This window comes from Sphingobacterium paramultivorum (assembly GCF_014109745.1).
Lineage (GTDB): Bacteria > Bacteroidota > Bacteroidia > Sphingobacteriales > Sphingobacteriaceae > Sphingobacterium > Sphingobacterium paramultivorum.
Genome location: NZ_CP058555.1, coordinates 1,347,876 through 1,374,643, shown reverse-complemented (window position 1 = coordinate 1,374,643; position 26,768 = coordinate 1,347,876). Strand labels below are relative to the sequence as shown.

23 protein-coding genes and 1 pseudogene are annotated in these 26,768 nt (G+C 43.0%); 9 read left to right on the top strand and 15 right to left on the bottom strand.

The genetic code is table 11. From position 1 onward, the window contains the following. Positions 1–47 precede the first annotated feature (47 nt). Both HS960_RS05860 and HS960_RS05855 read left to right on the top strand, forming a co-directional pair. Entirely contained in the window at positions 48–2,024 is a 1,977-nt protein-coding gene (locus HS960_RS05860; protein ID WP_182331773.1) for a PAS domain-containing sensor histidine kinase, read from the top strand. 78 nt (positions 2,025–2,102) lie between these two features. After that, complete coding sequence (locus HS960_RS05855; RefSeq protein WP_202883762.1) at positions 2,103–3,587, top strand: DHA2 family efflux MFS transporter permease subunit; 1,485 nt, start codon at positions 2,103–2,105, stop codon at positions 3,585–3,587. 4 nt (positions 3,588–3,591) lie between these two features. On the opposite strand, the gene HS960_RS05850 is transcribed toward HS960_RS05855, so the two are convergent. The 9 genes and pseudogenes from HS960_RS05850 to HS960_RS05810 form a co-directional block, all read right to left on the bottom strand. Beyond that, positions 3,592–4,386 (bottom strand): helix-turn-helix domain-containing protein, encoded by a 795-nt coding sequence (locus HS960_RS05850; protein ID WP_182331771.1) that lies wholly within the window; start codon positions 4,384–4,386, stop codon positions 3,592–3,594. A 62-nt stretch (positions 4,387–4,448) separates the two neighbouring features. Beyond that, complete coding sequence (locus HS960_RS05845) at positions 4,449–5,864, bottom strand: aldehyde dehydrogenase family protein (RefSeq protein WP_182331769.1); 1,416 nt, start codon at positions 5,862–5,864, stop codon at positions 4,449–4,451. Between the two features lie 223 nt (positions 5,865–6,087). Beyond that, positions 6,088–6,780 carry a DUF1003 domain-containing protein gene (locus HS960_RS05840; protein ID WP_182331767.1) on the bottom strand — a complete coding sequence of 231 codons (693 nt, stop codon included), beginning with the start codon at positions 6,778–6,780 and terminating at the stop codon, positions 6,088–6,090. A 65-nt stretch (positions 6,781–6,845) separates the two neighbouring features. Beyond that, positions 6,846–7,067 (bottom strand): annotated as a pseudogene (locus HS960_RS05835) (NAD(P)H-hydrate dehydratase); the annotation flags it as partial. A 15-nt stretch (positions 7,068–7,082) separates the two neighbouring features. After that, a complete protein-coding gene (locus tag HS960_RS05830) occupies positions 7,083–7,544 on the bottom strand; it encodes a hypothetical protein (protein WP_182331764.1) in 462 nt (153 codons plus the stop codon). Positions 7,545–7,860: 316 nt separating this feature from the next. Then, positions 7,861–8,526, bottom strand: a complete 666-nt coding sequence (locus HS960_RS05825; protein ID WP_153848226.1) for a BON domain-containing protein — start codon at positions 8,524–8,526, stop codon at positions 7,861–7,863. A 121-nt stretch (positions 8,527–8,647) separates the two neighbouring features. Then, positions 8,648–9,208, bottom strand: a complete 561-nt coding sequence (locus HS960_RS05820; protein WP_159726317.1) for a helix-turn-helix domain-containing protein — start codon at positions 9,206–9,208, stop codon at positions 8,648–8,650. A 344-nt stretch (positions 9,209–9,552) separates the two neighbouring features. Beyond that, a complete protein-coding gene (locus HS960_RS05815) occupies positions 9,553–10,932 on the bottom strand; it encodes a L,D-transpeptidase family protein (RefSeq protein WP_182331762.1) in 1,380 nt (459 codons plus the stop codon). 330 nt (positions 10,933–11,262) lie between these two features. Further along, positions 11,263–12,336, bottom strand: coding sequence for a hypothetical protein (locus HS960_RS05810; protein ID WP_182331760.1), 1,074 nt, complete (start codon positions 12,334–12,336; stop codon positions 11,263–11,265). Between the two features lie 138 nt (positions 12,337–12,474). Here HS960_RS05810 and HS960_RS05805 point away from each other — a divergent pair, with 138 nt between their 5' ends. Continuing rightward, on the top strand, positions 12,475–12,852 hold the full coding sequence (locus HS960_RS05805; protein ID WP_182331758.1) for a hypothetical protein: 378 nt from the start codon (positions 12,475–12,477) through the stop codon (positions 12,850–12,852). A gap of 174 nt (positions 12,853–13,026) precedes the next feature. On the opposite strand, the gene HS960_RS05800 is transcribed toward HS960_RS05805, so the two are convergent. The 5 genes from HS960_RS05800 to HS960_RS05780 form a co-directional block, all read right to left on the bottom strand. Next, positions 13,027–14,115 carry an efflux RND transporter periplasmic adaptor subunit gene (locus tag HS960_RS05800; protein ID WP_153848230.1) on the bottom strand — a complete coding sequence of 363 codons (1,089 nt, stop codon included), beginning with the start codon at positions 14,113–14,115 and terminating at the stop codon, positions 13,027–13,029. A 165-nt stretch (positions 14,116–14,280) separates the two neighbouring features. After that, positions 14,281–17,454, bottom strand: a complete 3,174-nt coding sequence (locus HS960_RS05795) for an efflux RND transporter permease subunit (RefSeq protein ID WP_182331757.1) — start codon at positions 17,452–17,454, stop codon at positions 14,281–14,283. A 6-nt stretch (positions 17,455–17,460) separates the two neighbouring features. After that, complete coding sequence (locus HS960_RS05790; RefSeq protein ID WP_182331755.1) at positions 17,461–18,849, bottom strand: TolC family protein; 1,389 nt, start codon at positions 18,847–18,849, stop codon at positions 17,461–17,463. A 79-nt stretch (positions 18,850–18,928) separates the two neighbouring features. Further along, on the bottom strand, positions 18,929–19,297 hold the full coding sequence (locus HS960_RS05785) for a hypothetical protein (protein WP_182331753.1): 369 nt from the start codon (positions 19,295–19,297) through the stop codon (positions 18,929–18,931). A 230-nt stretch (positions 19,298–19,527) separates the two neighbouring features. Further along, complete coding sequence (locus HS960_RS05780; protein ID WP_182331751.1) at positions 19,528–20,607, bottom strand: PAS domain-containing sensor histidine kinase; 1,080 nt, start codon at positions 20,605–20,607, stop codon at positions 19,528–19,530. Between the two features lie 303 nt (positions 20,608–20,910). Between HS960_RS05780 and HS960_RS05775 the strand changes: the two genes are divergently transcribed. The 3 genes from HS960_RS05775 (at position 20,911) to HS960_RS05765 (ending at position 23,340) form a co-directional block, all read left to right on the top strand. Then, complete coding sequence (locus HS960_RS05775; protein ID WP_075992952.1) at positions 20,911–21,768, top strand: helix-turn-helix domain-containing protein; 858 nt, start codon at positions 20,911–20,913, stop codon at positions 21,766–21,768. Between the two features lie 109 nt (positions 21,769–21,877). Then, the gene (locus tag HS960_RS05770) at positions 21,878–22,291 is read left to right on the top strand and encodes an OsmC family protein (protein WP_145326946.1); all 414 of its coding nucleotides are present in this window, start codon (positions 21,878–21,880) and stop codon (positions 22,289–22,291) included. A 5-nt stretch (positions 22,292–22,296) separates the two neighbouring features. Then, positions 22,297–23,340, top strand: a complete 1,044-nt coding sequence (locus tag HS960_RS05765) for an alpha/beta hydrolase (protein WP_182331749.1) — start codon at positions 22,297–22,299, stop codon at positions 23,338–23,340. Between the two features lie 107 nt (positions 23,341–23,447). Here HS960_RS05765 and HS960_RS05760 read toward each other — a convergent pair whose 3' ends face one another. Further along, the gene (locus HS960_RS05760) at positions 23,448–23,789 is read right to left on the bottom strand and encodes a winged helix-turn-helix transcriptional regulator (RefSeq protein WP_153848237.1); all 342 of its coding nucleotides are present in this window, start codon (positions 23,787–23,789) and stop codon (positions 23,448–23,450) included. A 105-nt stretch (positions 23,790–23,894) separates the two neighbouring features. Here HS960_RS05760 and HS960_RS05755 point away from each other — a divergent pair, with 105 nt between their 5' ends. From HS960_RS05755 to HS960_RS05745, 3 genes are all read left to right on the top strand, one after another. Further along, a complete protein-coding gene (locus HS960_RS05755) occupies positions 23,895–24,857 on the top strand; it encodes an aldo/keto reductase (protein ID WP_182331746.1) in 963 nt (320 codons plus the stop codon). 106 nt (positions 24,858–24,963) lie between these two features. After that, on the top strand, positions 24,964–25,830 hold the full coding sequence (locus HS960_RS05750) for a helix-turn-helix domain-containing protein (RefSeq protein WP_182331744.1): 867 nt from the start codon (positions 24,964–24,966) through the stop codon (positions 25,828–25,830). 134 nt (positions 25,831–25,964) lie between these two features. Then, positions 25,965–26,717, top strand: coding sequence for an SDR family oxidoreductase (locus HS960_RS05745; protein WP_182331742.1), 753 nt, complete (start codon positions 25,965–25,967; stop codon positions 26,715–26,717). The last annotated feature ends 51 nt before the right edge of the window (positions 26,718–26,768 follow it).

Genomic DNA, 26,768 nt, shown 5'->3' with positions numbered 1-26,768 from the left:
GAAGATAATATGTAACTCTATTGAATGTATTCTTTATATTTAGTCTAATGGACATCAAGAAAAAATTTGGCAGTGCCTCATTCGGCGAAGACCTCATCTTACAGGCGCTGAGCTGTTCTCCTGAGCCGACGTCAATCTATACCGGACCAGAAATGACTATCCAGTTCGCAAATGAGGGCATGCTTTCCCTATGGGGAAAAGACGCTTCCGTTATCGGCAAAGCGCTGATCAGTGCTATTCCCGAACTGGAAGACCAGCCGTTCTTAGCCATTCTGCAAGAGGTTTGGCGTACGGGCAAATCCTATTCCGTTACCGAGGCACCAGCCAGACTCATAAAAAACGGTGTTCCGGTGACTGATTATTTTGATTATGAATATAGAGCCCTATTAGACCAAAACAATAAAACATGGTGTATTTTAAACACTGCCCGCAACGTTACTTTAAGAAGGCAGCATCAGCAACAGATACAGGAAAAAGAAAAAAAGGAACAAGGGCTGATGGAGGAAATGGCGGCAACGCTCGAAGAATTGACCGCTACAAATGATGAGCTCAACAGTTCCTTACACCTTCTGGCAGAAAGCCGTGAACAAGTGCGGACAATTATTGAGCAGGCACCGGTCGGCATAGCGATGCTTAAGGGGCCGGAACTGATTATTGACATAGCCAATCCAACAATATTAAAAATCTGGGGCCATCGATTAGCGGATGTGCAGGGCCGGCCCCACGAAATCGCAAGGCCTGAACTGCAAGGCCAGCCAGTGAATCAGTGGCTCCGGGAAGCGTTCGAAAAAGGCGAACGTAAAACAAACAATGAACTCTCCATATTGCTGCGTCACAATGACGGACTGCGAGAGGCTATCGTAAACTCGATCTATCAACCTATTTTTTCAACTGACAACAAAGTCACTGGAATTCTGATCATCCTGGAAGATATTACCGACCAAGTCCTTGAACGGCGGAAAAATGAAAAAGATCAACACATGCTGTCCATGGCTATTGATGCCGGAGAGCTTGCGACGTTCTATTACGAGCCCAAAAATAATCTGTTCTCCGGAAATGCGCTGTTAAAATCATGGTTTGGTTTAGCCGATAAGGATCAATTGGATTTATCAGCCGCTATTTCTTCCATCATAGAAGAGGATCGGCAACGTGTAATGACTGCCATAACTGATGCACTTAGCGAAAAGTCGGATGGCAATTACTTTATTGAATACCGTATTGCCCATGCGCAGTCCCCGAACGGCAGACTCGTGCAGGCACGTGGTAAAGTATTTTACGATGCCAAGGGAAAAGCAGTAAGTCTGAACGGTACTTTACGGGATATTACCGAACAAAAAGCTGAGGAACAGCGGAAAAATGATTTCATAAGCATCGTTAGCCACGAACTGAAGACACCCCTGACCTCTATAAACGCCTATCTTCAATTGATGCAGCGTCAGGCATTCCTTACAGCAAACACGAGTTATCAAGACATTACAATGAAATCCCTTCGACAAGTTCGCAATATGAAGAACTTAATCAATGGATTCTTGAACATCTCGCGGTTCGACTCCGGCAGAATGATGATAGAAAGAGAAGTGTTTGATCTGAAGGAATTATTTGCAGAACTTGAAGATGAATTTAAATTGAGGATAAACTCCCATCAGATCGTCGCTGACCTGACGCAAAGTCTATCCATTGCTGCTGACCCGAATAAGATTTCGCAGGTTGTCCAAAACCTGGTAGAAAATGCAGCCAAATATTCACCGATAGGAACCCAGATTACATTTGGCTATTTGCCCACGGCAAATCAGGATGTAGAGATTTTTGTCAGCGACCAAGGAATGGGTATTGCCGAAGAAGACCGGGATCAGATTTTCGAGCGATTTTACAGGGCAGGAAAAGATAAGGTCGGAACAATTTCGGGATTTGGCATAGGCCTTTATCTCTGCCGTGAAATTGTAGAACTGCATAATGGACATATCACTGTGGAGAGCAATTCAGCGGGCGGAACCACATTTAAGGTGCGGCTTCCAGCCCAGTAATAGTAATATTATAAATTCTTTTCTTCGGTTCTTCGGAAAACACATACGCGGGCATGTTGGTCATTTAATTGCCTTTATATGACTTTTCTTTTTTTAGATAGGCTTACTTTTGTCGCAAATGTTTCCCGTTCGGGATTTAAGAAGAGCAAGATGGAGAAAGAATCGCGCATCATATCGCTCATTGTAGGTGGCACTTTACTTATGGAGATGCTCGACACCACAGCGATATCGACGGCCTTACCCAAAATGGCACATGATTTTGAGAGTGATGTTGTACACCTCAGTGCAGGTATTACCTCTTACACCGTCATGTTAGCTGTATTTATTCCAATCAGCGGCTGGATTGCCGACCGGTACGGCGCAAAAAAAGTTTTCAATTTGGCGATTATCGGATTTATACTTTCTTCAATCGCATGTGGACTGAGTACCAACCTAACATCTTTCGTCATTGCACGTATTTGCCAGGGTACTGCCGGAGCCCTCATGGTACCGGTGGGACGTCTTATTGTACTCAAGCACACCGAAAAGAAAGATCTGGTTGAAGCGATCGGTTATATTGCCTGGGCTGGGTTATTGGGCCCCATTATCGGCCCAGTGCTGGGTGGATTTTTTACAACCTATTTTAGCTGGCACTGGATTTTCTTTATCAATATACCCGTCGGTGTATTTGCGCTGTGGGCAGTGCATCAATTTATTCCAGCGATGGATTCCGAAAATAACCGTCCCCTTGATATTATCGGTTTTTTTATCAGCGGTATCGGTCTTGCCGGAATTATGCTGGGAACTGAAATGATCGGTGCAGCCAAAGGCGATTATACAAAACCAGTTGCGACTATTGTGGCGAGCTTTGCGCTGATGGCCGTTTCGATCTGGCACTCCAAACGGATCAAGTATCCGTTGATTGATTATAGTATTCTGAACGTAAAAACCTTCCGAGTTACGGTATTTTCAGGCTCCATTACCCGTATGGTGATCAATGTTGCTCCTTTTATATTGCCCCTTATGTTACAGCTGGGTTTTGGACTGAGCCCCTTTCACGCCGGACTCCTCTATATGGCCAACATGTTCGGCAGTATGAGCATGAAACCCGTAGCCATGTGGATAACACGCAGATTTGACTTCCGCAAGGTCCTGATCGGCAACGGTATTATTTTAACACTGGTAACCGCCGGACTCTCCCTGCTTTCCATACAAACGCCGATCTGGCTGGTGGCAATTGTATTCTTTTTCTCGGGCCTTACACGCTCGCTCCAATTTACCAGCCTAAATACCCTGGCTTATGCAGACGTGCCCAATGAACAGATGAGCAATGCAAATACGCTGTACAATACGGCACAACAAATGGCACTTGGTATGGGGATCGCCCTAGGCGCAGTGACACTACACCTGGCAAGCAGTTATTATCAGGATACGGTTTATCAGATGCGGGATTTCAGCTTGGCCTTGCAGCTAATTGCTGGCTTATCACTGCTATCCTTAATCGAGTATTTCAAAATTAAACCAAGCGACGGAGCCAACTTAAGGGGTATATCCTTAAAGAAAGAAGTTCAGAACGCCGCTTAGTTTTTTAAATATTAGATAGGCTTTTCGGGCTGTAGCCAAACTGCTTTTTAAACGCATGGGAAAAATGCGACAGATCTTCAAAGCCCAGATCAACAAAGATGTCCGAAGCAGCCCGCTTTTCTTCTTTTAGCAGATAATGTGCTTCGTCCAGTCTTTTTTTCAAAATCCATTGATGCGGCGAGGTTTGAAAAACTTTCTCAAAATCGCGTTTGAAAGTAGCAAGGCTCCTGCCTGTTAGACGGGCAAAACGCTCTAAATTGACGTTATACCTGTAGTTCTGATTCATAAAGGCTTCAAGGTCTATTTTATGCGGTTCAGAAAAATCAAACAGGATATTTTTGAGCGCTGGTTTCGTCTGAAGGAGGATTAGCAAAAGTTCCTTGATTTTGAGCTCGGTGAGTGATTTATTATTCAAATTACTTTGGAGAAGAGCCTTCAGCGACACGATAAAATTTTCGAGAACCGCATTGACATCAATTTTAACCAGCGCTTCCGTCACGGTTGAATGTTCGGATTTCAGCTGGTACTCATTCGCAAAATTCTTTAGCGTTTCGTCACTCAGGTAGATATTCAGACTTTCACAGGCGCCGTTTGGTGGTGGAATTTTTGCAAATTTCACCAGCTGGTTTTTTCGGATGAGATGAAAATCGCCCGGATGCGCAGTATGCTTATCTTTATTGTCGGACAACATAAAACTTCCCGACAGTTGATATGAAATCGTATGCTGAGCCACAAAATTTTCCCCTTTTCTGCTCACCTGGTGGTAACAGGAATAGACAATATCCGAATTTTCTATCATAAGATTATCGATCAATACAAAGCGCCGTTCGTACGACAACGCTTTGTCAAATGTATAAAAAATTAGCTTAGTACGGCTTTGATTTCAAGGTAAGGTTGCAAACCATATACACCATATTCCCGTCCAATGCCCGACTGCTTGAATCCGCCAAACGGAACCATCGGGTCGTGACTGAATCCATTGATACAGATCCGCCCAGCATCGATCTCTTCGGCCACACGTTTTGCCCTTTCACTATCCGCCGATGAGATGTAGGCAGCTAGTCCATAAGGCGTATCATTGGCAATTTCTATGGCTTCCGCTTCGGTTTGATAAGGAATAATACACAAAACGGGACCAAAAATTTCTTCCCGGGCAATGGTCATCGCATTGCTGACATTTGTAAAAATGGTGGCTTTCACAAAATTACCCTCCTCCAGGCCTTCAGGTTTTCCCAATCCGCCGGTCAACAAGGTTGCCCCTCCCTCAATTCCCGTTTTTATATACTGCTGTACTTTATCAAACTGCTTCACGCTCACCATCGGTCCGATGTTGGTATCGGCATTTTGTGGCGGGCCGACAACCATACTTTCTGCAGTGGCCTTTGCTAGGGCATTTACCCGATCGAGCTTATGTTGCGGCACCAGGAGTCTTGTCGGCGCTATACAGGCCTGCCCGCTGTTCATATAAGCGCCGTATACGGCCATCGGAATTGCTTTATCGAGGTCTGCATCATCCAGTATAATATTCGGCGATTTTCCACCCAGTTCGAGCGTAATGCGTTTCATGGTATCTACGGCTTGTTTAGCGATGGATTTTCCTACGGCTGTAGAACCTGTAAATGAAATTTTGGCAATTCCGGGATTCTCGGTAAGTTCCGTGCCCACTACATTTCCGAGACCTGTCACCACATTGATAACACCTTTCGGTAAACCGGCTTCGTGAAAAGCTTCCGTGAGCACATTCGTCTGCAAAGCACTCATTTCACTGGGTTTGACGACTACGGTACATCCTGCTGCGATTGCGGTAGCGACTTTACTGGCCACCGAACTGTTACTGGCATTCCAGGGCGTAATAATCGCGACAACACCGACAGGCTGAAATCGCACCGATGCGGCGTTAATTGTCCGTTCAAATTCAAAGGTGTTAAGCACTTCGATCATGCTGTCAAACCAGGCTCCGGTATGTGCGTTGCTCATGGTGACAAATTGATGCGTTCCGCCGTACTCTTCAATCATCGCATCTATAAAATCCTGCCTTCTCTTTTCAATCGCAGTTTTCAGTTTTGTTAAATAACCGATACGTTCCGAAACGGTGGATTTTGAAAATGTTCGGAAGGCAGCTTTTGCTGCTGCAATGGCATTTTTTGTGTCGGTTACATCTGCTAAAGTGACTTCACCAATCTTTTGATTCGTAGACGGATTGATGAGGTCATAAATTTCCGTTCCGTGCGGGCTTACAAATTCCCCGTTGCTATAAATCGTATTGACTGTTTTCATTTTGTTATTATTTATAGCACAAATTTAGCGGTACCCTTTTTATTCAACTTGGTAAAAAAGCTCAATTATACTTTGCAAAAAAGCTCAGGTCCCACAAAAGGTACATAGTCGGTCAGAGAAATGATGCAACGTTTTTGTATTGTACAGGTTTGATCTTTATCATAACGGGATTTATCAGTTCAGTGGTATAAGTTCTCATCGTCGGGGTGCGCGACGATTACAGCTATTTTTTCTTTAGCTCTTTTAGTACATCTTCCAAATAATCTGTTTGTACCTCTTGTATCTCCAACAGTTTTTTGCTTTGATGAATGAGCAGATGGTCTATTTTTTCACTGAGCAGTTTTATCTCCAGTTCTGCTTTTAGATTTATCTTATAATCATGTTCGCCCCTGATACGATCTTTTTGCTCCTGCCTATTCTGGCTCATCATAATGATCGGAGCCTGAATTGCTGCTAAACAGGAAAGCAGGAGATTGAGCAAAATGAAAGGAAACGGATCAAAGGGTTGCCTGCTTAGAACAATAATATTAGCAATCATCCAGACAAGGATAAATGAAAAAAAGGTAATGATGAATATCCAACTTCCTCCAAATCTTGCAACGCTATCAGCAAGTTTTTGACCTACAGTTAGCTGTGCCTCCAACTCTTCTTGTATATCTTCGGAGAGAATCGAATTGTTTCGGATCGCTGTTATTACATCCTCATCTATAATCGCCAGTTCTCCTCGTTCCTGAACAACAAGCGAAGTAAGATAAAGCCTTCTATATTGATTTAATTCATCTATAGAAATATAATCATCGTTATACATATCCGGAAAATCCGATTTCAGCAAACTCAAAATACCTGTTCTGATGTCCTTACATTGTATTTCTTCGCCAGGTAAAATTTCCTTTTTACTTATATGGCTGGTTTCCATCCTATTTTATAATTTTCTATATCTGTAATTTTCCGACAAAATCTTCGGGAATGGTTGTAAATAATTTACGTTCTTATTTTCTTAAATCCATTTCCAAAATTTTTAATAATATCCGTAATGATCATCGATTCTTTTGATTTCTCTAGGGCCGTGTTTATTCGTTCATCGTTATTCTGATGTTCACCAAACAACCTGTCAAACTCTGCGATATGAGGTGTAATAATTGTCTCTGGAGAAATTTCGTCCAATAGCTTTTTATTACTTGCTATCATATTTAGTGCATCAGCATCTAGTAATAATGCTTATTTTTTGTCATCTTTAAAAAGCTGATCGACAGACTTTCCGAGTTTATCAATATCATTTTTCACATCTTTTTTAAACTGTTCATTTTCTTGTAATGTCATATCTTTAGCATGTTGCATATCGTTGTCGAATGCTACATTCTTTTGGCGAATTTTCTCCTTCAATCTTGCGATTTCAATTTTTAATTTGTTATAATCGTCATCGAGCTTAGCTCTATCTTTCGAATTTGCCTTGGCCAACTTAGCCTGTAGATTCAAAAGGTCATTGTCCATTTTCGCAATAGCACTGTCAGACTCCAGTTTAAATCGGTGCCAGACTGCTATTCTTTTTGTTTTAACCGTATCGGAGCCAGTCTCGATATCTTTGGTTTCTTGTTTTACCATTGTGGCTCGCCTGTCGGCGGACTGATTGCAGCCCAATAAGGTCATTATGGCAATCAGAACTAGTGTTAAAGTTTTCATTTTCTTAAATAGAATAATTTTTGCAAAGGATTTAATAGCGTACACAGCTCAAATAAAAAAACGGCATGATACCATTAGAGGTGTTTCCTTTACCGATCATAAAAGAATATCGTAGACAAGATATAGGATGAGTGCCGCACTTTTAGTAAAGTAGTTCAAAAACACTAATGGATAGCATGAAAGATCAAGTTAACAGTTGTTGAACAATATACTTAAAAGCATCTCGCTTACGGATGCTCTTAAATATAGTTGCATTTAGTATTATGTATATATGGTGGCTCTTTTCTATTGGATTGTTCTTATAAACAATCTCTTATTAACTAAAGGCATATTCATAATCAATAGATAGCTCGTTATTCACTTCCCATATACCAGGGGTGTTCCATGCGATCCGTTCTGCCTCTTCTTTTTGATACCAGGAATTTACTTTTCCACTTAAGGTTACCGTGCTGCCTGAAACCATCACAAGGAGATTACTACCGTCAATAGCGCTTCTTTTTAAAGCATCTTCAATATCTTTTTTCTCAATCGCGCTGTTCGTATCGGATTTAACCTTTATATTATTGGTTACTCCTTTGATACCCATAAGGTAAATTACAGCATGTTTAGCCGCTTCCCGTTGATAATTCCATTGCAGTTCACCATCCAATGTGACCCATCCATTTTCAATTTTAATCCCGATTTTGTCTTTCGGAACTAGCCAGGCTGTCCGCAAAGCAGCCAACACCTCATTTGCGATTTCAGCATCCGTTTTTGCCCAGTTAGTTGGAAATTGAACTTCAATATTTTCAATCAATGCCCGCACGCCATGAACTCTTTTTGCGGCATTTTCAGCTTCCAGTTTTTTTGCATAACTGTCCACATAACCAGCGAGAGAAACAATTCCCTCATCAACCGTAACAGCGATTTCCGCCAAATGCAACTGGGGTTCCCATTGGATTGCCCGCTCGACATCTCTCTGCAATTCTGCATCTGTTTTCATCAGCTTAAAATTTACGAAACAACTAGATTATTGCTTCCTAATAAAGTTCTGATTAATAAAACAATATAGGTTATACAATTCGCATGGATTGTTGTATAATTGGTAGGTAGACTGAGGAGTATTAAAGATCTTCTAGGTTTGTTCGCTTTCTTAGTGGAAGCTTTTTGAAAAATGTAGGTGTCAGCCCCGTGACCTGCTTAAACTGCCTGGAGAGATGCGATACACTCGAATAATGAAGCTGGTATGATATTTCTGTGAGGTTCAATTCCCCGTAAAGGATCAATTCCTTAATTTTTTCTACTTTATGCAGTATGATAAAATGTTCGATCGTGATCCCCTTTGTTTTGGAGAATATCTCAGCCAGATAATGATAGTTTTTTTTTAGCCTGTCACTCAATAAAGTCGAAAAATTAACTTCCGGGACTTCTTTGGAATAATGGATCATTTCGACAATAATACTGATTATCCGTTCGATCAATTCGGCTCTCTTGTCGTAGAGCAATTCCAGCCCCGATCGATGCAATGCTTCCTGGAGCTTTAGTTTGATATTTTCAGAAATAGGCTGTGCTAATCTGACTTCGCCCAATTCAATTGATGTATAGACTATCCCCAATTTGTCAAGTTCGGATTTTACCATCATTTTACAACGACGGCTCACCATATTTTGAATGATAATCTTCATGTCTGTTGGTCCAATAGGACAAATAATAAATAGGCTAAATTATCTATCACAAAAACAAAGTAGCTATAAAACAAACATGTTTGCCTGGCAATTTGTTTCAAAATATTTATGAGACAAACATCGACTAACTTTTGGTACCCTTCTCCAATATTTTAAGATATTCCAAAAAATCAGAAAATAGGTACCTTAAAAGAATAAATACTCATGTGTTTCTATATCAATCAGTTTAATTCATCAGATTTTGATGTCTTTTACGACGATCATTATTATTTTTGACTAAGCAGTAATCTTTTTATTTTAGACATAGCTCATATAAGCTGCGATGTTATGCTGTCCTCATTCCGTTATCTATTTTGATTAAATTTGCCTTCCAGCGATCTGTCAAATTGGTAAATATCTGTGTACAAAATAAGCTTTCCGTTTTCTATAAGGCAGGTCAGGTACGTAATTATAATAGGCACGGGCTCACTCAGCACAAAATCTCTCTTTTCGTAAGATAGTATTGCGTTTTCCAGCTCTGAAACTTTATATTCTGAACCATCGTAAGCCAATAGCATGGCGGCAAGACGATCCGCATTTTCCACACGTACACAGCCATGGCTGAGCGCCCTTTTCTCGCGATCAAAAAATTGTTTCTGAGCGGTATCATGCAGGTATACGGCATAGGGATTTTCAAATCTAAAGACAACGGCACCCAATGCGTTGTCCTGACCCGAGGATTGCCTTACACTATAATTATTAGGACTGTTGTTGATCTGTCTCAATTTTGATGCATTCACGGTGACTTTATTACCTGATCCGTCATAGATCGAATAATTATGATCAGCTAGGTAGCTCCTATCTTTCATCATTTCGGGTAGCATTTCCTTACGGAAAATACTTTGCGGAACTCGCCAGTCTGGTGCCGTTGAAAAATAACTGATTTCACTTTCCAAAACAGGTGTTTTTGTTGTTGACTTTCCTACCACAATCTTAAAGCCGAACATCTCGTCGCCCTGATGTAGCTCCAATGTATATGAAGGGATATTGACCATAATATAGTAGGCGCTTTGCGTATTGATCCATCTCAGGCGTTCCATATTTATGATGATCTTACCCATTTCGGTTTGAGAAACAATACGATCATTTGCCGTGTGTGAACGATCTAGATAAGTCTGAAGATCACTATAGGCTTTTAAACTAGGCTGGGCCTTAAGTATTGCTCCTTGGAAATCCGTGTGCATTCGCGCTGTCGATAATATTTCATCTGCACAAAATCCATTGATCCTGCTGGTATCAATCTGAGTTTTTTGGTATAATGGATTATATTTTCCAAAGTGAAGGTCATTAATAAAGGTAATTAGGCCATCTGTGAGCAGTATATCAAAGAGCGTTCTTTCCTTCTGATTTTTTTCGGAGGGAAAATCTGCCCATTGTTCTAATTTTTCCAAAGAAAGTGCTTCTAGATGGTAATCGGACAGTGAGAGGCCATAGTGATCAGCCTTCGTCAGCAGTAAGAGCGCTATTTTCGATTGTTCTTGCCTTTGCCGACTATCTGTCCAATGATATCCTGAATAATTATCCGTATAGAACCTGAAAACCGATTTTGGATAATTCAGCTTGGAAAGATATGTATTGTTCTCTAGTGCTGCAGTAATTTCTGCACCTATGTTGACATTCTGTGCGCAGATCGCAGTGCAGAAAATAGAGAAAAAAATAACTACGAAATACTTAACCGCTTTCATGATATCTAATTTTTTGTTTAAAATTTCGACATCCACCCACCCCTATCTCCGAATTTGTGTTAGGATGGCTAAACCTTCGAAGTGATCGAATAGTATAAACAAAGTTCTGATTTATAATCTATTATAGGTTATATAATATCAACTATTTTTTATATAATTGGTAGTAATTCAACGTTACTAAAGTGAATGTATTTCGACATAACAACTTCTTTTCAAGCCCGGTAGATAACGCGTCATACGCTCAAAAAAATGATTAGATTTATTTAAATTTACTTACGTCTATCCGCAAGAATAATTCAAGGAACGTCATCTTTATAATAGTGGAATTTATCAGTTCAGTGGTATAAGTTGGTCCCAGCCCTTATGCCGCAGATTATGTACATCATCCAAAAAATCTTTTAGCTTTTTTTCTTTTCGCATCCATTCGGTTACCTGCAGCAGGTTTCCAATTTCCATCGCCGTCATCTTCAACCTCAGACTTTGAAACACCTCCTTACGAAACTCAAGTTGAGTCGCATTAGGCGAAATTGGGAAACGGATATGCATCATATTCACTCTACAGGTGCTACTTATACGGAAAAACCATTTGTCAAGTCCGCTAGTTTCTAGCTCCTTCAAGAAATGATCGGCTTCTAGCCGCGTACCATCAATCAGTACAACTTGTTTTTTCCCTTTTTTAGAAAAATAGAAAGGAACATCAAACATACGAACAGCATCTTTTCGCAATGAACTTAGATCGAATCGAGCTTGGAGGTAAAGCACATCATAGAGTGATCCGATTGGGATACTTTTATCCAATGCGCTTGGAGGCACTATAGTGACCACTTTTTCTACAGGAACTATTTTTTCTGGTAACAGATCGCTGAAAAGCGCCAATGCATTTGTTGGCGTAAGCCACCATAATTGGCCTCCAATAAAAACATAGCTTACATAAACCAAGCATCCTGTAGCAACAAAAGGTGTATAATGGAACAAATAATTTATAAAAAGCATATACGTACTACCGCTACGTACAAAAGCGATTAGAAAGATAAAGCAGAGGTATAGCATTAAAACTGCTAAGGAAGTGGACAGAATGGCCCATACCAGTTCTGATTTTGGTAAACTATTGGTCTGCACGCGTCCGCTTCTAAATAATTGCAATTGCGGATATTTTTTCTGCCAATGGATCCACAAAACTTTCAACCGAACACGAATGAGCAGCGCAGCAACGACTATTGCCAAAGTAAATGCCAACGTCCAGGTCCAATAGGCTGGCGTCCAAAATCGATTTAACTTAAATCCATTATTTCCAATAAGATTAAAAATCAAGGAAACGAAAAAACTCTCTACGAATAATTTTAACATTTTCATATCATTCCACGAAGTACTGTTATTAGGCTCAGGTTTATATTGTTTGAACATCTAATTTATTAAAATTAATCAAGTATTAAGCAAAATTCAATCTTGAAAAAGAGGATTATCCTCCAAAATCCCGGAGGTTATTCTTCGGCATGCGCTTAAGTAATCTCTAAAATAAATATTTGCCAAAAGAGAATTTTTATGAAAGAAAACTTAGACGATGTCGGTTTGGCAGCTAAAGTTGCCACACTTCTCGCACTACCTAGGGTAGATCGCGCACTAGCGCTACAGCTTATGAGAGATAATTTTGTGAACTGGATGGAGCACAACTTTAAACTAAGTTCAAATCAGACGGAGCAACTTGAAAAACTTCCCGCTGAGCTCGGTCAAAAACTTGGAACTGCGATCAGCAATTACCTCATGCAGGACAATGTACTTCAAGTTCAAAAAGACGAAAAGAAAGATGAGGATCCAGATTTCACAGCATTTAGTGTTTACGGACTCGACGAATGGCTAGATGGAGAAACTAAAGCAGAAGCGACTCCCCTTTATATACGGATTGCGTACAGAAATGCCTAGCCTTATTATTTACTCCAGCCAGTTTTTCGAGCTCTGTTTCATGATGCTTGCAACTTGAGCCGGACCTATTTTTCTGGCCTAAACTAGTAACAAGCGTTTCTTTATAAAATACAATGTAAGCAATGAAAGGCCCCAAAGGACCTTTCATACTTTTTGGAGATAAAAGATGTATACTTATTTTTCCAAAGGTAGCTTGACCCCCTCTTTGATTTCGTCATTGGCATGCAGCAAGATCTGATCACTCCTGTTTAGCTTTCCAAAAACTTCGGTAGAATCATGTGTGGATACCCCTTCTTTGATATCCACAAAATGTGTCTTGCCATCTATGAGCTGGATCACATACTGCCTTTCTGTAGAACGTACAATACTATTGGAAGGTACCAATAACGAATTGGCTCCGGCAGACAATGGAATATCGACCTCACAGTATAAACCCGGTTTGAGCTTATTATCCGAGTTGGCGACATCGACCTCTATTGCTTCAGACTGCATGGCGCCCAACGAATTCGCTGAACGGGCTATCATCCCTTCAAACACCTTGTTCGGGGTATTATTAAAACGATATGCAACCTTTTTCGAGAGGTCTACTTTATCGACATAGGTCTCGGGGATCTGCACTTCCAACCGTAATTTATTGAGATCCTGCAGGATCAACAGAGGTTGATCATTGCCTTTTCCCGGTCCGACCAGTGCTCCTTCGGAGACGTTACGCTGTACAATCACACCATTGAATGGCGCTTTGATGTTCAGGTAAGATTGCAACATTTCAACTTCTTCCACATTTGCTTTTTCCGACATGGCGACTGCTTCGTCAGCTTTCATCTTCGAGAGGGCATTGTCCAGATCAAGTGGGGATACTGCACCTTCCTCCTGTGCGGCATTTTTGAGCCTTTTATATTTATCTTTACTCGCAGAAGCGGTCTCCTGTGCTTGTACAAAACGTGAATGTGCGGCCTGTACCGCAGCGAGCATTTCTGGCGCCTCCAGCTGCATCAGCAGCTGCCCCTTTTTAACAACTGTACCTCTGTCCACAAAGATATGCTTAACAAAGCTATTCATCTTGGCATAGATATTTACCTCATTAAAGGGTTTGAGCTTACCGGGCAAACGCACACTGCTGGACATGACTTTCTCTTGTATGACTGTTGTCTGATAGGTACTGGCCTTAGCCGGATTTTTCGGCGTCAGGTCAATCGGCTTTTCGGTTTGACCGCAAGCGGAAAGTAAGCCCGTCAGTACTATTAAATAGCCTATTTTTTTCATCCGTTTTATTTTCTTATTCATTACTCAATTGTGTCATTAAGGCATCACTGCCATTGGCGATTTTATCTTTAAATACGATTCTCTTCCTGTTGCATAGCAACTTCCATCTTTATCGCCCAAGTTTATACTGCTGGGTTTCAATTCTGAAAGAACACTACATTTTTTTTAGTTTACACTATACGTGTCTTTTTCCACCAGTAACTTTTGATTATCGGGTTCGTCCTGCGGCAAGAGTGATTCGGAATCGAAGGTGGATTTTTCCTTCATCCACACAAATAGGAGCGGCAGTATAAAAAGGGCAGCAAATGTGGAGGCAAATAGACCGCCGATCACGGCCCGGCCCAATGGTGCCGCCTGCTCACCCGTCTCCCCCATTCCCATGGCCATAGGAATCATTCCGGCAATCATTGCCATACTGGTCATCAGGATCGGACGTAGCCGCGTTGTTGCGCTGGCTAGCGCCGCCGTCCTGGCATTGCGAAAATCCAGCCGCAGCGCTTCCGCATTGGACACGATCAAAATAGCGTTGGCTACGGACACCCCGGTAGACATAATCATCCCCATGTAGGATTGCAGATTGAGCGTCGACCCTGTGAGCAATAGCATCGCCAAGGATCCTAGGATCACTGCAGGAATGGTCACCAATGCGGTCAGCGAAAGCTTCACACTCTGATAATTCGCTGCCAGTAGTAGAAATATAACAACAACTGCACAGGCAAGCCCCAACTGCAAACTACCCATGGTATCGAGCAGTAGTGTCGACATCCCTTTCATTTCCACCACAACACCGCGCGGTGGAGCCGGGAGTTCACGAATAGCCTGTTGCACATCCGCTGTTGCTGTCCCCAGGTCTTTCTTATGGATATTTGCCATCACGGTTAAATAGCGCCTTGGCCCCTGCCGGTCATACTCACCCGGTAGATATTGTGTATTAAAAGTGGCTATATCGCCCAACGTTGGTGTAAGCTGCCCCTTCACGAGTGGGATTTCACGCAACTCGTCCATGGTATTCATCACATATTCAGGCACCTGCACCTGTACCTGATAGGTATAAGTATTGTTTTCATCGAGCCATTGTATCTTCTGCGTAAACCGGCTCGAGGAAGTGCTGGCCGTTACCGAACGAGCAATATCATCCATCTGCAGACCAAGCTGGGATGCTTTGAGCCGGTCGATGGCAATGGAAATGGTTGGCAGCCGCAGCGGTTGCGCGATCTGCACATCCCGCAGATAATCGATGTGCCGCAATGCGCTGACAACCTGATCGGCATAGACCTTCAGTTCGTCCATTTTCTTTCCGGCTATGCGCACCTCGATCGGCGTTGCAGCACCCTGGCTCATAATCTTTTCGGTCATATCAATAGGCTCAAAATTAAGGCGCAATTTGGGCAGTTTATAATGGATATTTCGTCGTAGAGCATCTTTGAGTTCGTCCATATTCACATGGTAGTCTGCATTGAGGTTCACCTGGATCACGGCTTCATGCGTTCCGGTATTGAATACATAGAGGTTGCTGACTCCATAGCTGCTGGGTACCAGGCCAACATAGGCCGAACTGATGGCGACCTGATGGTTCACCGTACTATCGATTACCTGTAGAACCTGTTTGACAGACTCTTCGGTACGCTCCAGCCGGGTTCCATCGGGCTCTTTGATCCGTAGCTGAAACTGTCCATTGTTGACTTTTGGCATCATGTCCTTGCCGATGTACACAAATGCCGCTGCCGCAAGCCCCAGCGTAAGCACCAGATAACCGATGATGACTTTGCCCTTATGGCGCATGGAGCGGTATAGGCCGAAGCGATAACGCTTTTTGAACTTATCGAAAAAGCCCGGCGAGTCTGACTCGAAATGACCGATATGATGTTCTTTGAGCAGCCAGTTGGATAAAATAGGCACCAAAGTCTGCGCCATAAAATACGAAGCGATCATCGTCAATCCAATGGATAAAGAAAGGGGAAGAAACATCGCCCGGGGAATTCCCGTCATCATAAAAGAAGGTGCAAATACGGCCAAAATACAGAACAGGATCAAAAGCAGCGGCACGGCAATCTCCTGACAGGCATTGTAGATCGCCTTACGCTTGTGCGTACCCTGTTCCTGATGCTGGTGTATGCTTTCGATGGTCACCGTGGCCTGATCCACGAGGATACCGATGGCCAGGGCCAAACCACTCAAGGTCATGATATTGATGGTCTGGCCAAACAATGTCAGTAGCAGGACGCCGATCAGGATGGATACCGGTATGGTTACGATTACGATCAGGCTGCTCCGCCAGTCGCGCAGAAACAAGAGAACCATGAGACCGGTAAGCAAAGCACCGAGCCCCCCTTCGTGCAAAAGGCTCTGCACCGAATTCATAACCGCTACTGATTGGTCAAATTCATAAGACACCTTCACATCCTCGGGCAGCAGATTCTGGATTTCCGGAAGCTTGGCCTTGAGGTTGCTGACCACTGCCCAGGTGGACGCATCCGATGTCTTAACGGCAGGGATATAAACAGAGCGCCGGCCATTGATCAGTGCATAACTTACCGTCACGTCCGAGGCGTCCGATACGCGTGCGACATCTTTGATATAAATCGGAATTCCATTTTTTGTCAGAATAGGGATATCAGCAAAATCTGCGACATTCTTGATCAGTGAATTGATGGTTGTCACATACATCGTGTTGTTGAGGTGCAGGTTACCGGATGGTGACATCACGTTAAATTTCGACAATGCCATCACCACCTCGTCGGCGGTCAGGTTGTAGCTCCGCAGTTTATTGGGGTCAACATTGACCGTAATCGTCCTGGAGTTGGCGCCAAAAGGTGGCGGTGCAGAGAGACCCGGTACCGCAGAAAACATGGGCCGCACCAGGGTACTCGCCATATCGTAAATCTCCTTGAGGCTTCTTGTCTTCGAAGATAGCACCAGTTGCCCCACCGGTAAGGAGGAAGCGTCAAAACGGACCACCTGTGGCGGCAGCGCCCCTGGCGGAAAAAACTTCATGGCGCGGTTTACCTGCAGTGCTACCTGCGCTGAGGCTTCGGCCATATCGGTATTTTCGTAAAAACTAAGTTTCAGGAGCGTAAGTCCCTGAATATTTTTGGCGGATATATTCTTGATTCCATTGACATAGAGAAACTGATCCTGCATCCGGGAGGAGAAAAAACCTTCCATCTGCTGGGGAGACATCCCGCCGTAAGATTCAATAACGTAAATGGTCGGTGAATTGAGCTGCGGAAAGATATCAATCGGTATTTTCAGTACAGCGAGTACCGAAAAGAGCAGTAGGCTCAGGGTGATGATCACTGTGGTAATCGGCCTTCGTAAAGCAGCTGTGACTAGTGACATAAGTAATTAGTTAAAAAGTTGAAGAAAGCCATCGACATTGTTCTGTGCCACCACCTGGTGGAACAATGCCAGATAATAATTATACTTGGCGGTGATGTAATCGCGCTCTGCCTGATTGAGCATGTTCTGTGCAACGTTGACCTCCACAATATCGATGAGGCCATTTTTATATAGGGAAAACTTCTGACGGTAGGCGGCATTGGCAGCTTTGGTCTGACGCGGAATTTCCTTCAAACGTCTTTCTGCGGTTGCCACTTCAGTGGTAGATTGTGCAATATTCATGGCGATGTTGGCCTGTTGTTCCTGTACCTTTTGCCCGGCCTCGTCCACCATAAGACGCTGCGTATTGAGTTTTACCTTTTTGCGGCGCAGATCAAACAGGTTGTAGTTGATTCCTAGACCAACAAGGTAGTTAGCGCGTTGCAGCCCAAAGCCATCGGCGAGCGAACTATAACTATTATCGCTATGTACACTGGATGCCCTGCCCCATACAGCCCCCGAGAGAAACAGCTTGGGACGGTAACTGTTGGCAACCAGCTTTTCTTCCATCTTCGTCTTGTCGAACAACGCATTATAATAGGCGATCATAGGGTGCTGACGGCCGCCATCGAGTTCAATCGGCGCGTTCTTTACCTGTTCGAAAAGAATCTTTTCGGCAGTGGTATCCGCTACAATCTGCGCTGGCGGCATACCCGCCAAAGTAGCCAGTTGAATTTGTAATTGTTGTTGCTGATTATCCAGTTCAATGAGACCAAGTTGGCTACGCGATATTTCAGCATCGGCCATACTGGTATCCACGCCTGCCCGTATACCACTTTTGACCAGGGCAAAGATCGATTGCCGTATTTCCTGATTACGGGCTATACTGCGCGACTGGATTTCGATGAGGTCATGCAATTTCAGTAGCTGCAGGTAACTATAGATCGTGAAGGACTGTAAGTCATACTTCGACTGTTCAAAACGACGGTTCTCCACGGCTACCTCCGCCTGCGCAAGTTGGTCCTGGGCATTGAATTGACCAAAATTATAGACCTCCCACTGAAAAGCAGCAATGCCAAGATTGCTGCTCACGGCCTGATACTTATTATCGGCACGGATACCGCCATTATTGGTCGGCACGAGACCAAATCCGAAGTATGGCCCCGGCACATTATTATTGGAGCCGACGTCTGCCTGATACGACAGCTGTAGGCTCGGCAGACGGTTGTTTTTGACTTCTGCGGCGCGCGCCTTCTGCACCTGTGTACGTACATAGTCGGTACGTAAGGATGGCGCATGCTGCGTTACCGAAGACAGCAGCTGGTTGAGTTTGATAGGCACATGACTCTCCTGTCCATAGCTAAAGAAGCTACAGCAGAGCAGCACATGCCCCATAAGGACAAGTTTTTGAAACATATAAAAAGCTTATTTTAAAATAAATGAATGTTTGCGGTCCCATAGGGCCCCACTCAATACGATTAAAATGGCTTTTTTATCATAAAGTCAGCTGAAGATTACGCAGGTATAGCCGTTCGAGCGGCAATATTATTTTGGATAGCAAGTTACCAATCGAAAACGTATCCGAATTCGGAAAGAAGGTATTGAAAAAGTGGGTAATAAAAAACTCCCTTACTTTAGCGACAAAGTGACGAACTGGCGAGAGCGTCAGACAGACACTATCTTTAACATCAACCCAATCCAGGTATTCCTGTTTTCGTTTACTAAAGGCCTTGATAACGGTGATAAACTCATTCTCGCCCTGTGTCTTTGCCTGATGATACAATGAAAATCCGATCAAAGGCTTCACGATCAGCAGCATCGCGCTTACCAGTAAGAGAAATTGAAATATGACTCGTCTTAACATAGGTTGTATGATATCTAAAGCACAGCATTTTGATTTACGTACATTACAAATATAAACAATGACGCAGTAGCCTAATGTAACATTGACGTAGCGAAAGCTTTTGTAAACATCATGTTGCAATTACATTGCCTCTCACAAAAATCCAATAATACTAGCAATGTGAACCAGAATCTTGCTCCGGTTTTTCTTGTAGTCTGCTCGGTAGGTTTTATTTAATGGAAGATTTCCCTTCATTTATGCGGAAGGGTAAAAGCGATATCGGTGCCCGGCCCCTCTTTATCGAGCACATGGATCTGACCACCATGCCGCAATATAATATCGGCGCAGAGAAAGAGTCCGATACCGAAACCTTCAATATGATTGTGACCATTGGAGCGATAAAATTTCTCAAATACTTTTTTCCTATCCTCAGGTTTTATTCCCATCCCAAGGTCGCTTACCAGTACCGATACTGCATGCTGATCAGCTGTCATCGTGATGTGTACGGGTGATTTTTTATCGCTATATTTAATTGCATTATTGATCAGGTTGGCAATTACCTGTCCGATACGATAACCATCAGCTTCAAGAAATACACTATCATCGGGCAAATGCAAATGAATATCACTATCGGGAAATATGAGCGCAGCATTTTGGCTTATTTCAAGGATAAGCTGCGTTAAATCTATCTTGGATTTATCGAGTTCGATTCCTTTGGCCATTACCATTACTGGAGCGACCATCTCATTAAGGAGACGATTAATACGGTCGGTGGCTTTGACTGCATTTTGAACCAGTTTGTTTGACAGGGCATTTTCTTGCCCTGCCAACTGCCTGTCCAGAATCTGCAAAGTTCCTTTGACAGATGATAATGGCGTCTTGATTTCATGCATGGCGATGCTCAACATCTCATCGCGCAAGATTTCAAGCTCCTTTTTCTCTGTAATATCAAGCGTCGTTCCTGAAATTACCTGCGGGCAGCCATTCTCGTCATAAGTAACCCATCCACGTGCCTCAATCCAATGGATGCTATCATCACCATGCCTTACACGATATTGTGCAGTATAGGGTACATGCCGTTCAATAGCCCTCGTAACACTTGCCTGCATTGCTTCCCGATCTTCATTTACAATACAGCCCAACATATCACTATAGCTAAAATCCTTTGCCGTATCCCACCCAAAATTTCTTTTGCATTGATCGGTACAGGACATGTAATTTTTTTCCCGAAGGCTAACTTCCCAGAAGCCGATACGGGCCTGTGCGAGCGCCTGCGCAAGATGTTTTTGGGATACCGTAAAGGTAGAATCCGCACCGTGCAAGTTAATCATACAATTGTTAGGATTTAAAAGTGCTTTTCAATTACGTAAAGATACTTATTGTAAGAATATTAGCATTATTATTTTACACCTAATATTAACCTATAAAATTCGGGAAGTCTGTCGGCTAATTTAGTCAGCAAAACGGGCAAAAAAAAACTATTCCACGCTAACCAAGATTTATTTACACATGAATTCATCTAGAGACGATTACGCATAACTGGAGCAGGATGATTTTGCTGATGCTGCAGATTGTGAGGTTTATTTTAGTTTTATCAGCAAAAGAGATACATTTGAACATAAACAAAAGTCCCTATGAACAGTGCTACTTCCATTTTCGAATCGAACCATAAAAAATTAGGCCTGATTTCTTTCGATTCATCCTCGCTGGACCTGGTAAACGGCGAAACGTTCCGCCATTACATTAAAATATTGCTCATTCCAGCTGGTTACGCACTAACGGTGGACTTCACTGCTTATGAAACCCAAAATCCCACCTTGCTTTTCATCAATACCAATCAATATCTTGACATTCAGTCGGCCAATGAAAATAAAGCCTTTTTAATCCATTACAACAGGGATTTCTACTGTATTCAGATTCATGATGAGGAGGTTGCCTGTGACGGACTCTTGTTCAATAATATTTTTGAGAATCCGATAGTGGACTTGTCCGGCGATGAGCTGCACGCCATACCCCAATTATTCGCTCAGATCAGCAATGAGCTTGATTTTCAGGACCGCTCTTCGGAAGAAATGATCCGAACGTACCTCAAGCAGATTATCATCCGTGCAACGCGGCAGTGGAAAAAGCAGAACCTCCAAAATGAAACGCTCGACCTCGTCAGCATGGATCAGGACTTTTTCAGAAACTTCAGCCGACTGGTCAATATTCACTACAGGGAAAAACACAGCGTAGCCGATTATGCAGACCTACTGAACCTTGCCCCGAAAACGCTTTCCAACAAATTCCATAAACTCAACCTTGAAAATCCGAACGAGATGATCAAAAACAGGATCGTCCTTGAAGCCAAACGCCTGCTCCTTTACAGTGAGCTTACCATAAAGGAAATCGCTTATCAATTGGGTTATGAGGACCCAGCTTACTTCAACCGGATCTTTACGCAGAAATCAGGAAAAACTCCTGCGGCTTTTCGGAAAGAAATTAAAAATTAGACTAGAAAAGGAAAAAAATACAATTTATATCGACTTTTTGCTCTTTATTTAGATTGCCTATATGACATACCTTTGTCCTATAAGAAATTAACAATCAAAAATAAAGCGTATGAAACGTAATGCTACCGCCGTTTGGAACGGCACCATCAAAGAAGGAAACGGACATCTGACCACACAAAGTTCCGTTCTGAACCAGACCCAGTATTCATTCAACAGCCGCTTCGCTGAAGGTGTCGGTACAAATCCCGAAGAACTGCTTGCTGCTGCCCATGCAGGATGTTTTACAATGAAGCTGAGCCTTGATCTCACACAGGCAGGTTATCCCCCTAAAAGACTCGAAACAAAGTCCATTATTACCTTGGATAATGGTAAAATCACACAGTCGGAACTTCTACTTGATGCAGAAGTAGATGGCATCTCAGCGGAAGAATTTGAAAAAATTGCCCGAGAGGCCGAAAAAACCTGTCCCGTAAGCGCAGCATTCAGCTTCAAAATCATCTTAAACATCAACCTAAAAAAATAATCACGATGAAGACAATCTATTCAACAGTTTTAACATTGGCGGCACTCGCCATCACAAATTCCAATATCATGGCACAATCAAACCCCGCATCTCAAGACCCCAACATTGGCCGGGAAACAAGAGCATTCTTAAAAGCTTTGAACAGCGGCGACGGAAAACCGCTGGAAACCCTCTCACCAAAAGAGGCTAGACTGGTGTTGGTAGGCGCTCAAAAATCAGTAAGCTTCGATTATTCCGATATCCAGGAATCAGACAGAACCATTACCCAGGACGGGCAGACCCTAAAAATACATATCGTAAAACCCAAAGGTGCCCAAGCTGGCCTACCCGTATTTATGTTCTTTCACGGCGGCGGATGGGTATTGGGAGACTACCCTACCCACAAAAGACTGGTTCGTGACCTTGTTGTCAACAGTGGTGCAGTAGCCGTGTTCCCGGATTACACGCCATCTCCGGAAGCCAGATTTCCCGTAGCCATCAATCAGGCTTATGCCGCAACAAAATGGGTTGCCGAGCATGGAAAAGAAATCGGGGTCGACGCGAGCAGGCTTGCTGTTGCCGGAAACAGTGTCGGTGGAAATATGGCTGCAGTGGTGGCATTGATGGCCAAAGACAAAAATGGTCCCAAGCTAAAACAGCAGGTACTTTTGTGGCCCGTAACAGACTCCGACTTCAGCAGAGCATCGTACACAAAATTTGCACAGGAACGGTTTTTAACAACGCCGTTGATGAAATGGATGTGGGATAATTACCTGCCTGACTTAAAAGAACGCGACAACAAATACGCGTCCCCACTGAAAGCTTCTCTGGAAGAGCTGAAAGGTTTGCCTCCTGCACTTGTTCAGGTGGCCGAGAATGATATTCTGCATGACGAGGGTGTCGCCTATGGAAGAAAATTAGATGAAGCCGGTGTTCCAACGACTGTTACAGAGTATAAAGGCTTTATTCATGATTACGGGATGCTGAATCCGCTGGCGCATATCCACGCTGTACAGGAATCGGTGCTAGATGCAGCAACTGTTTTGCGAAAAGCACTGTTTGCGAAGTAAAATACCCTGCATTTCCAAAGAATAACACCAAATGGTTCGACTGTTTGGTGTTTTTTAAGTTTATAATAGCGTCTTAAGCATGTATTTCCCCTAATGAGCGGGATTTCTTACAAAATCTTTTCCAATTCATTTCTATGATCCTCACCCCATTGGGCCGTTACCGCAATGACTGGTATAAGGCTTTCCCCTAGCCCAGTCAGTTCATATTCTACTTTCAGCGGAAGCTGATCAAAGACGACTTTATTGATTAATCCATGTTCAATCAATTGACCAAGCTGCACATCAAGTACACGACGGGTTGCATTGGGGATTTTCCGCTGCAACTCACCCGGACGCTTGATACCTGAATGAATGGCCCAGAGCAGGTTTATTTTCCATTTGCCCTGAACCACCTGCAAAAACAGATGTAAACCGCAATCTAAATTAACCGGAAGTTTTTTTTCGTACATAGCTGATATATTTTACGAAGGCATAAAGTGGGTATAGATAAATTTATCCGTAATTGACACGGTTACTTGATGCCCTTAACTTAGCGGCAAAGTAAATATAAAAATATGAAATACAAGATATTTGGATCAAAAACAGGACTGCATGCCAGTGAAATAATCTTAGGAGCCGCCAACTTTGGGACAAAAAAAGGCTATGGAGCCGATCCCGATGAATCAAAAAAGATTTTAACAGCTTATGCAGATGCAGGAGGTAATTTTATCGATATATCGGATGTCTATCAATTTGGGGAGGCAGAAGAAATCGTAGGCAACTATTTAAAGGGACAGCGAAATAATTTTATCGTCTGCTCAAAATATACTAGAAGTAGTGATCCCAACCCTGCAATCAGTAATTTTGGGAATAACCGTAAATCTATGCGACAGGCTGTTGAACAAAGTCTGAAAAGATTGAAAACGGACTACATCGATATTTATATGCCGCATTACGATGATGGTGTAACTTCATGGGAAGAAATAGCTTTGGGACTTCAAGATTTGGTCAGCGAAGGGAAAATAGTGTATGCGGGACTCAGCAATTTCCCGGCATGGAAAGCATCGGCCATTGCATCAGCAACGAAAGTCACTGCTTTACAAATTGAATATAGTTTGTTGCAACGTACCGCAGACCGTGAACTGATGCCGATGGCAAAGGAATTTGGTCTTGGTGTGATGATGTACTCGCCACTGGCTGGCGGACTGCTGACCGCAAAATATAGAAAAGGAGAAGCCGGGCGCATTAGTCATTCTTCTGGCGCTGATTATTCGGAGGACGAGAAAACCAAACTGATCATTGATGAACTGGTATTAATCGCGGAAAAATATGAAACAACACCCGGTCAGATTGCATTTGCGTGGAATTTATCAAAAGAGGCATTTCCATTACTGGGAGCACGCAATATCAATCAATTTGAGCAAATTATTAGCGCTACTGAAATTAATTTGACAGCTGATGAGCTAACCAAACTGGACGCTTTAAGCTCTATTAGCCTCGGGTATCCGCACGATCTACTGAATACGGTAAGAGGTTGATTTTGAAGGATTGAATCTGATACAAACAGGAAAGAAGAAACATAAAACGTAATCGATAGTAATTCTTAAAGTATATGAACTAAATTTGAACTTAAAATTGCGCCGCATGCCAAAAAGAGATTCTATTTTAGTGAACAGCATGGATTCCAGCAGCAGTATGGCTGTTGGAATATGGGATGGTTCAACGACGGGCATCCTAAAAGCGCTCAATCCGCATCGACATGACCATTATACCTGCATGCTTGTTGAAGCTGGACAGCTGGAAGTCCTATTTGATTTTGAACAGCTGATCATGCCAGCGGGAACGCTTTTTGTCTGCCCTCCCCATCAGGTCCATCAGATCACCACGGTTTTAGGCGCATCCGGTTATTACATTTCCTTCGAAGGCCATCACATGACCAGGTCAGCCAAAGATATGCTTGATGCATCTTTAAATGAAACCATTGTATTGTCCCTCTCAGCGACCGAGCAACAATGGTTTACTTCCATCTTGGACTCGCTAATAAATTTGGACAGTATAAACTATAGTGCCAATAAGGAAGTGCAGCAGCCACTGCTGTCAGCATTTATAACCCAGGCGGTGATTTGTCACGATTGCAGATCCGCCGCAGGGTCCATAAGTCACAGCCCCAGGGTTATAAGTATCGCCAACGAGTTCAGAAACCTTGTGAAGCGTGATTACCGCAGCCTTAAACGCCCCGCAGCATATGCCCAACAGTTAAATATCTCCGTGGCCCACTTGAACGATGTCGTTAAAATGGTGACGGGCTTATCCGCATCGGCACTGATCCAAAAGGAAATACTGAGCGAAGCACAGCGCCTGCTTTATTATTCACAATTGAGTATTAAGGAAATTGCGGTACAGCTAGGCTATAAGGACACCAAGTACTTTATCAGGCTTTTTACAAAAAAAACTGAGCTTTCACCGGGTGATTACAGAAAGACACTACGCTCCAATCCAGACCTGGATTAGACAATCTTATACTATTCAACTCAAACACGGCTTCTTTTTTTGTCCACCTTTTACCTTTGTTTGTCAGTTTTCCGGCATTCATTTTTTGATCAATTTTGCACTATAGATAAGTTGTAAATTTAAATAGTTTAGCTATGAAAATCTTAGTAATCGGTGGTACAGGTCTTACTGGAAGGCTGGTCACAAAAAAACTGGCAAATCTCGGTCATCAGGTGCACATTGGCTCGCCTTCACATGGAGTGGATCTCATGACGGGAGAAGGTCTCTCCCAGGCGCTGAAAAATACAGAGATCGTCATCGATCTATCCAATTCCTCCTCTCCTGAAGAAGAAAATGCAATTCATTTTTTTCAGACCGCAGGAAAGAATCTGGTAAAAGCGGAGCTGGCTGCAAACATCAGGCATCACCTCGTACTTTCCATTGTCGGAACGGACGATGCGCTGGAGATCGGATATCTTCGCGCAAAGAAATATCAGGAAGACAACATCAAGAACTCCGGAATACCTTATACTATCATTCGTTCGACACAGTTTTATGAGCATACTGATGCCATCATTGCCATTCAGGGCCAGGGTGACGAGGTATTTGTTTCCAAGATCGACTACCAGCCCATTGCCCTGGAAGATGTCACAGACTACATTGTGCAGTTTGCGCTCGAGGAGCCTAAAAATGGAACAGTCGAGATTGCGGGGCCTACAAGGGCCAATATGGACGATTTTGTAGCAAAATATGTCGAGATATCCGGAAAGCCTATAAAGGTTGTTTCTGATGAGGATAGCAAATATATGCATCTCATCGTTCCTAAATCATTGCTCGTACCTGCTGGAGCGTATTGTGCCGGCAAGGCTCATTTTGAGGATTGGGCACTAAATACCGCTGTAAGTTAAGGAGTCAAAAAAGAGGAATCACCGACCTTTGCTGAGCTGGATATCTTAAAG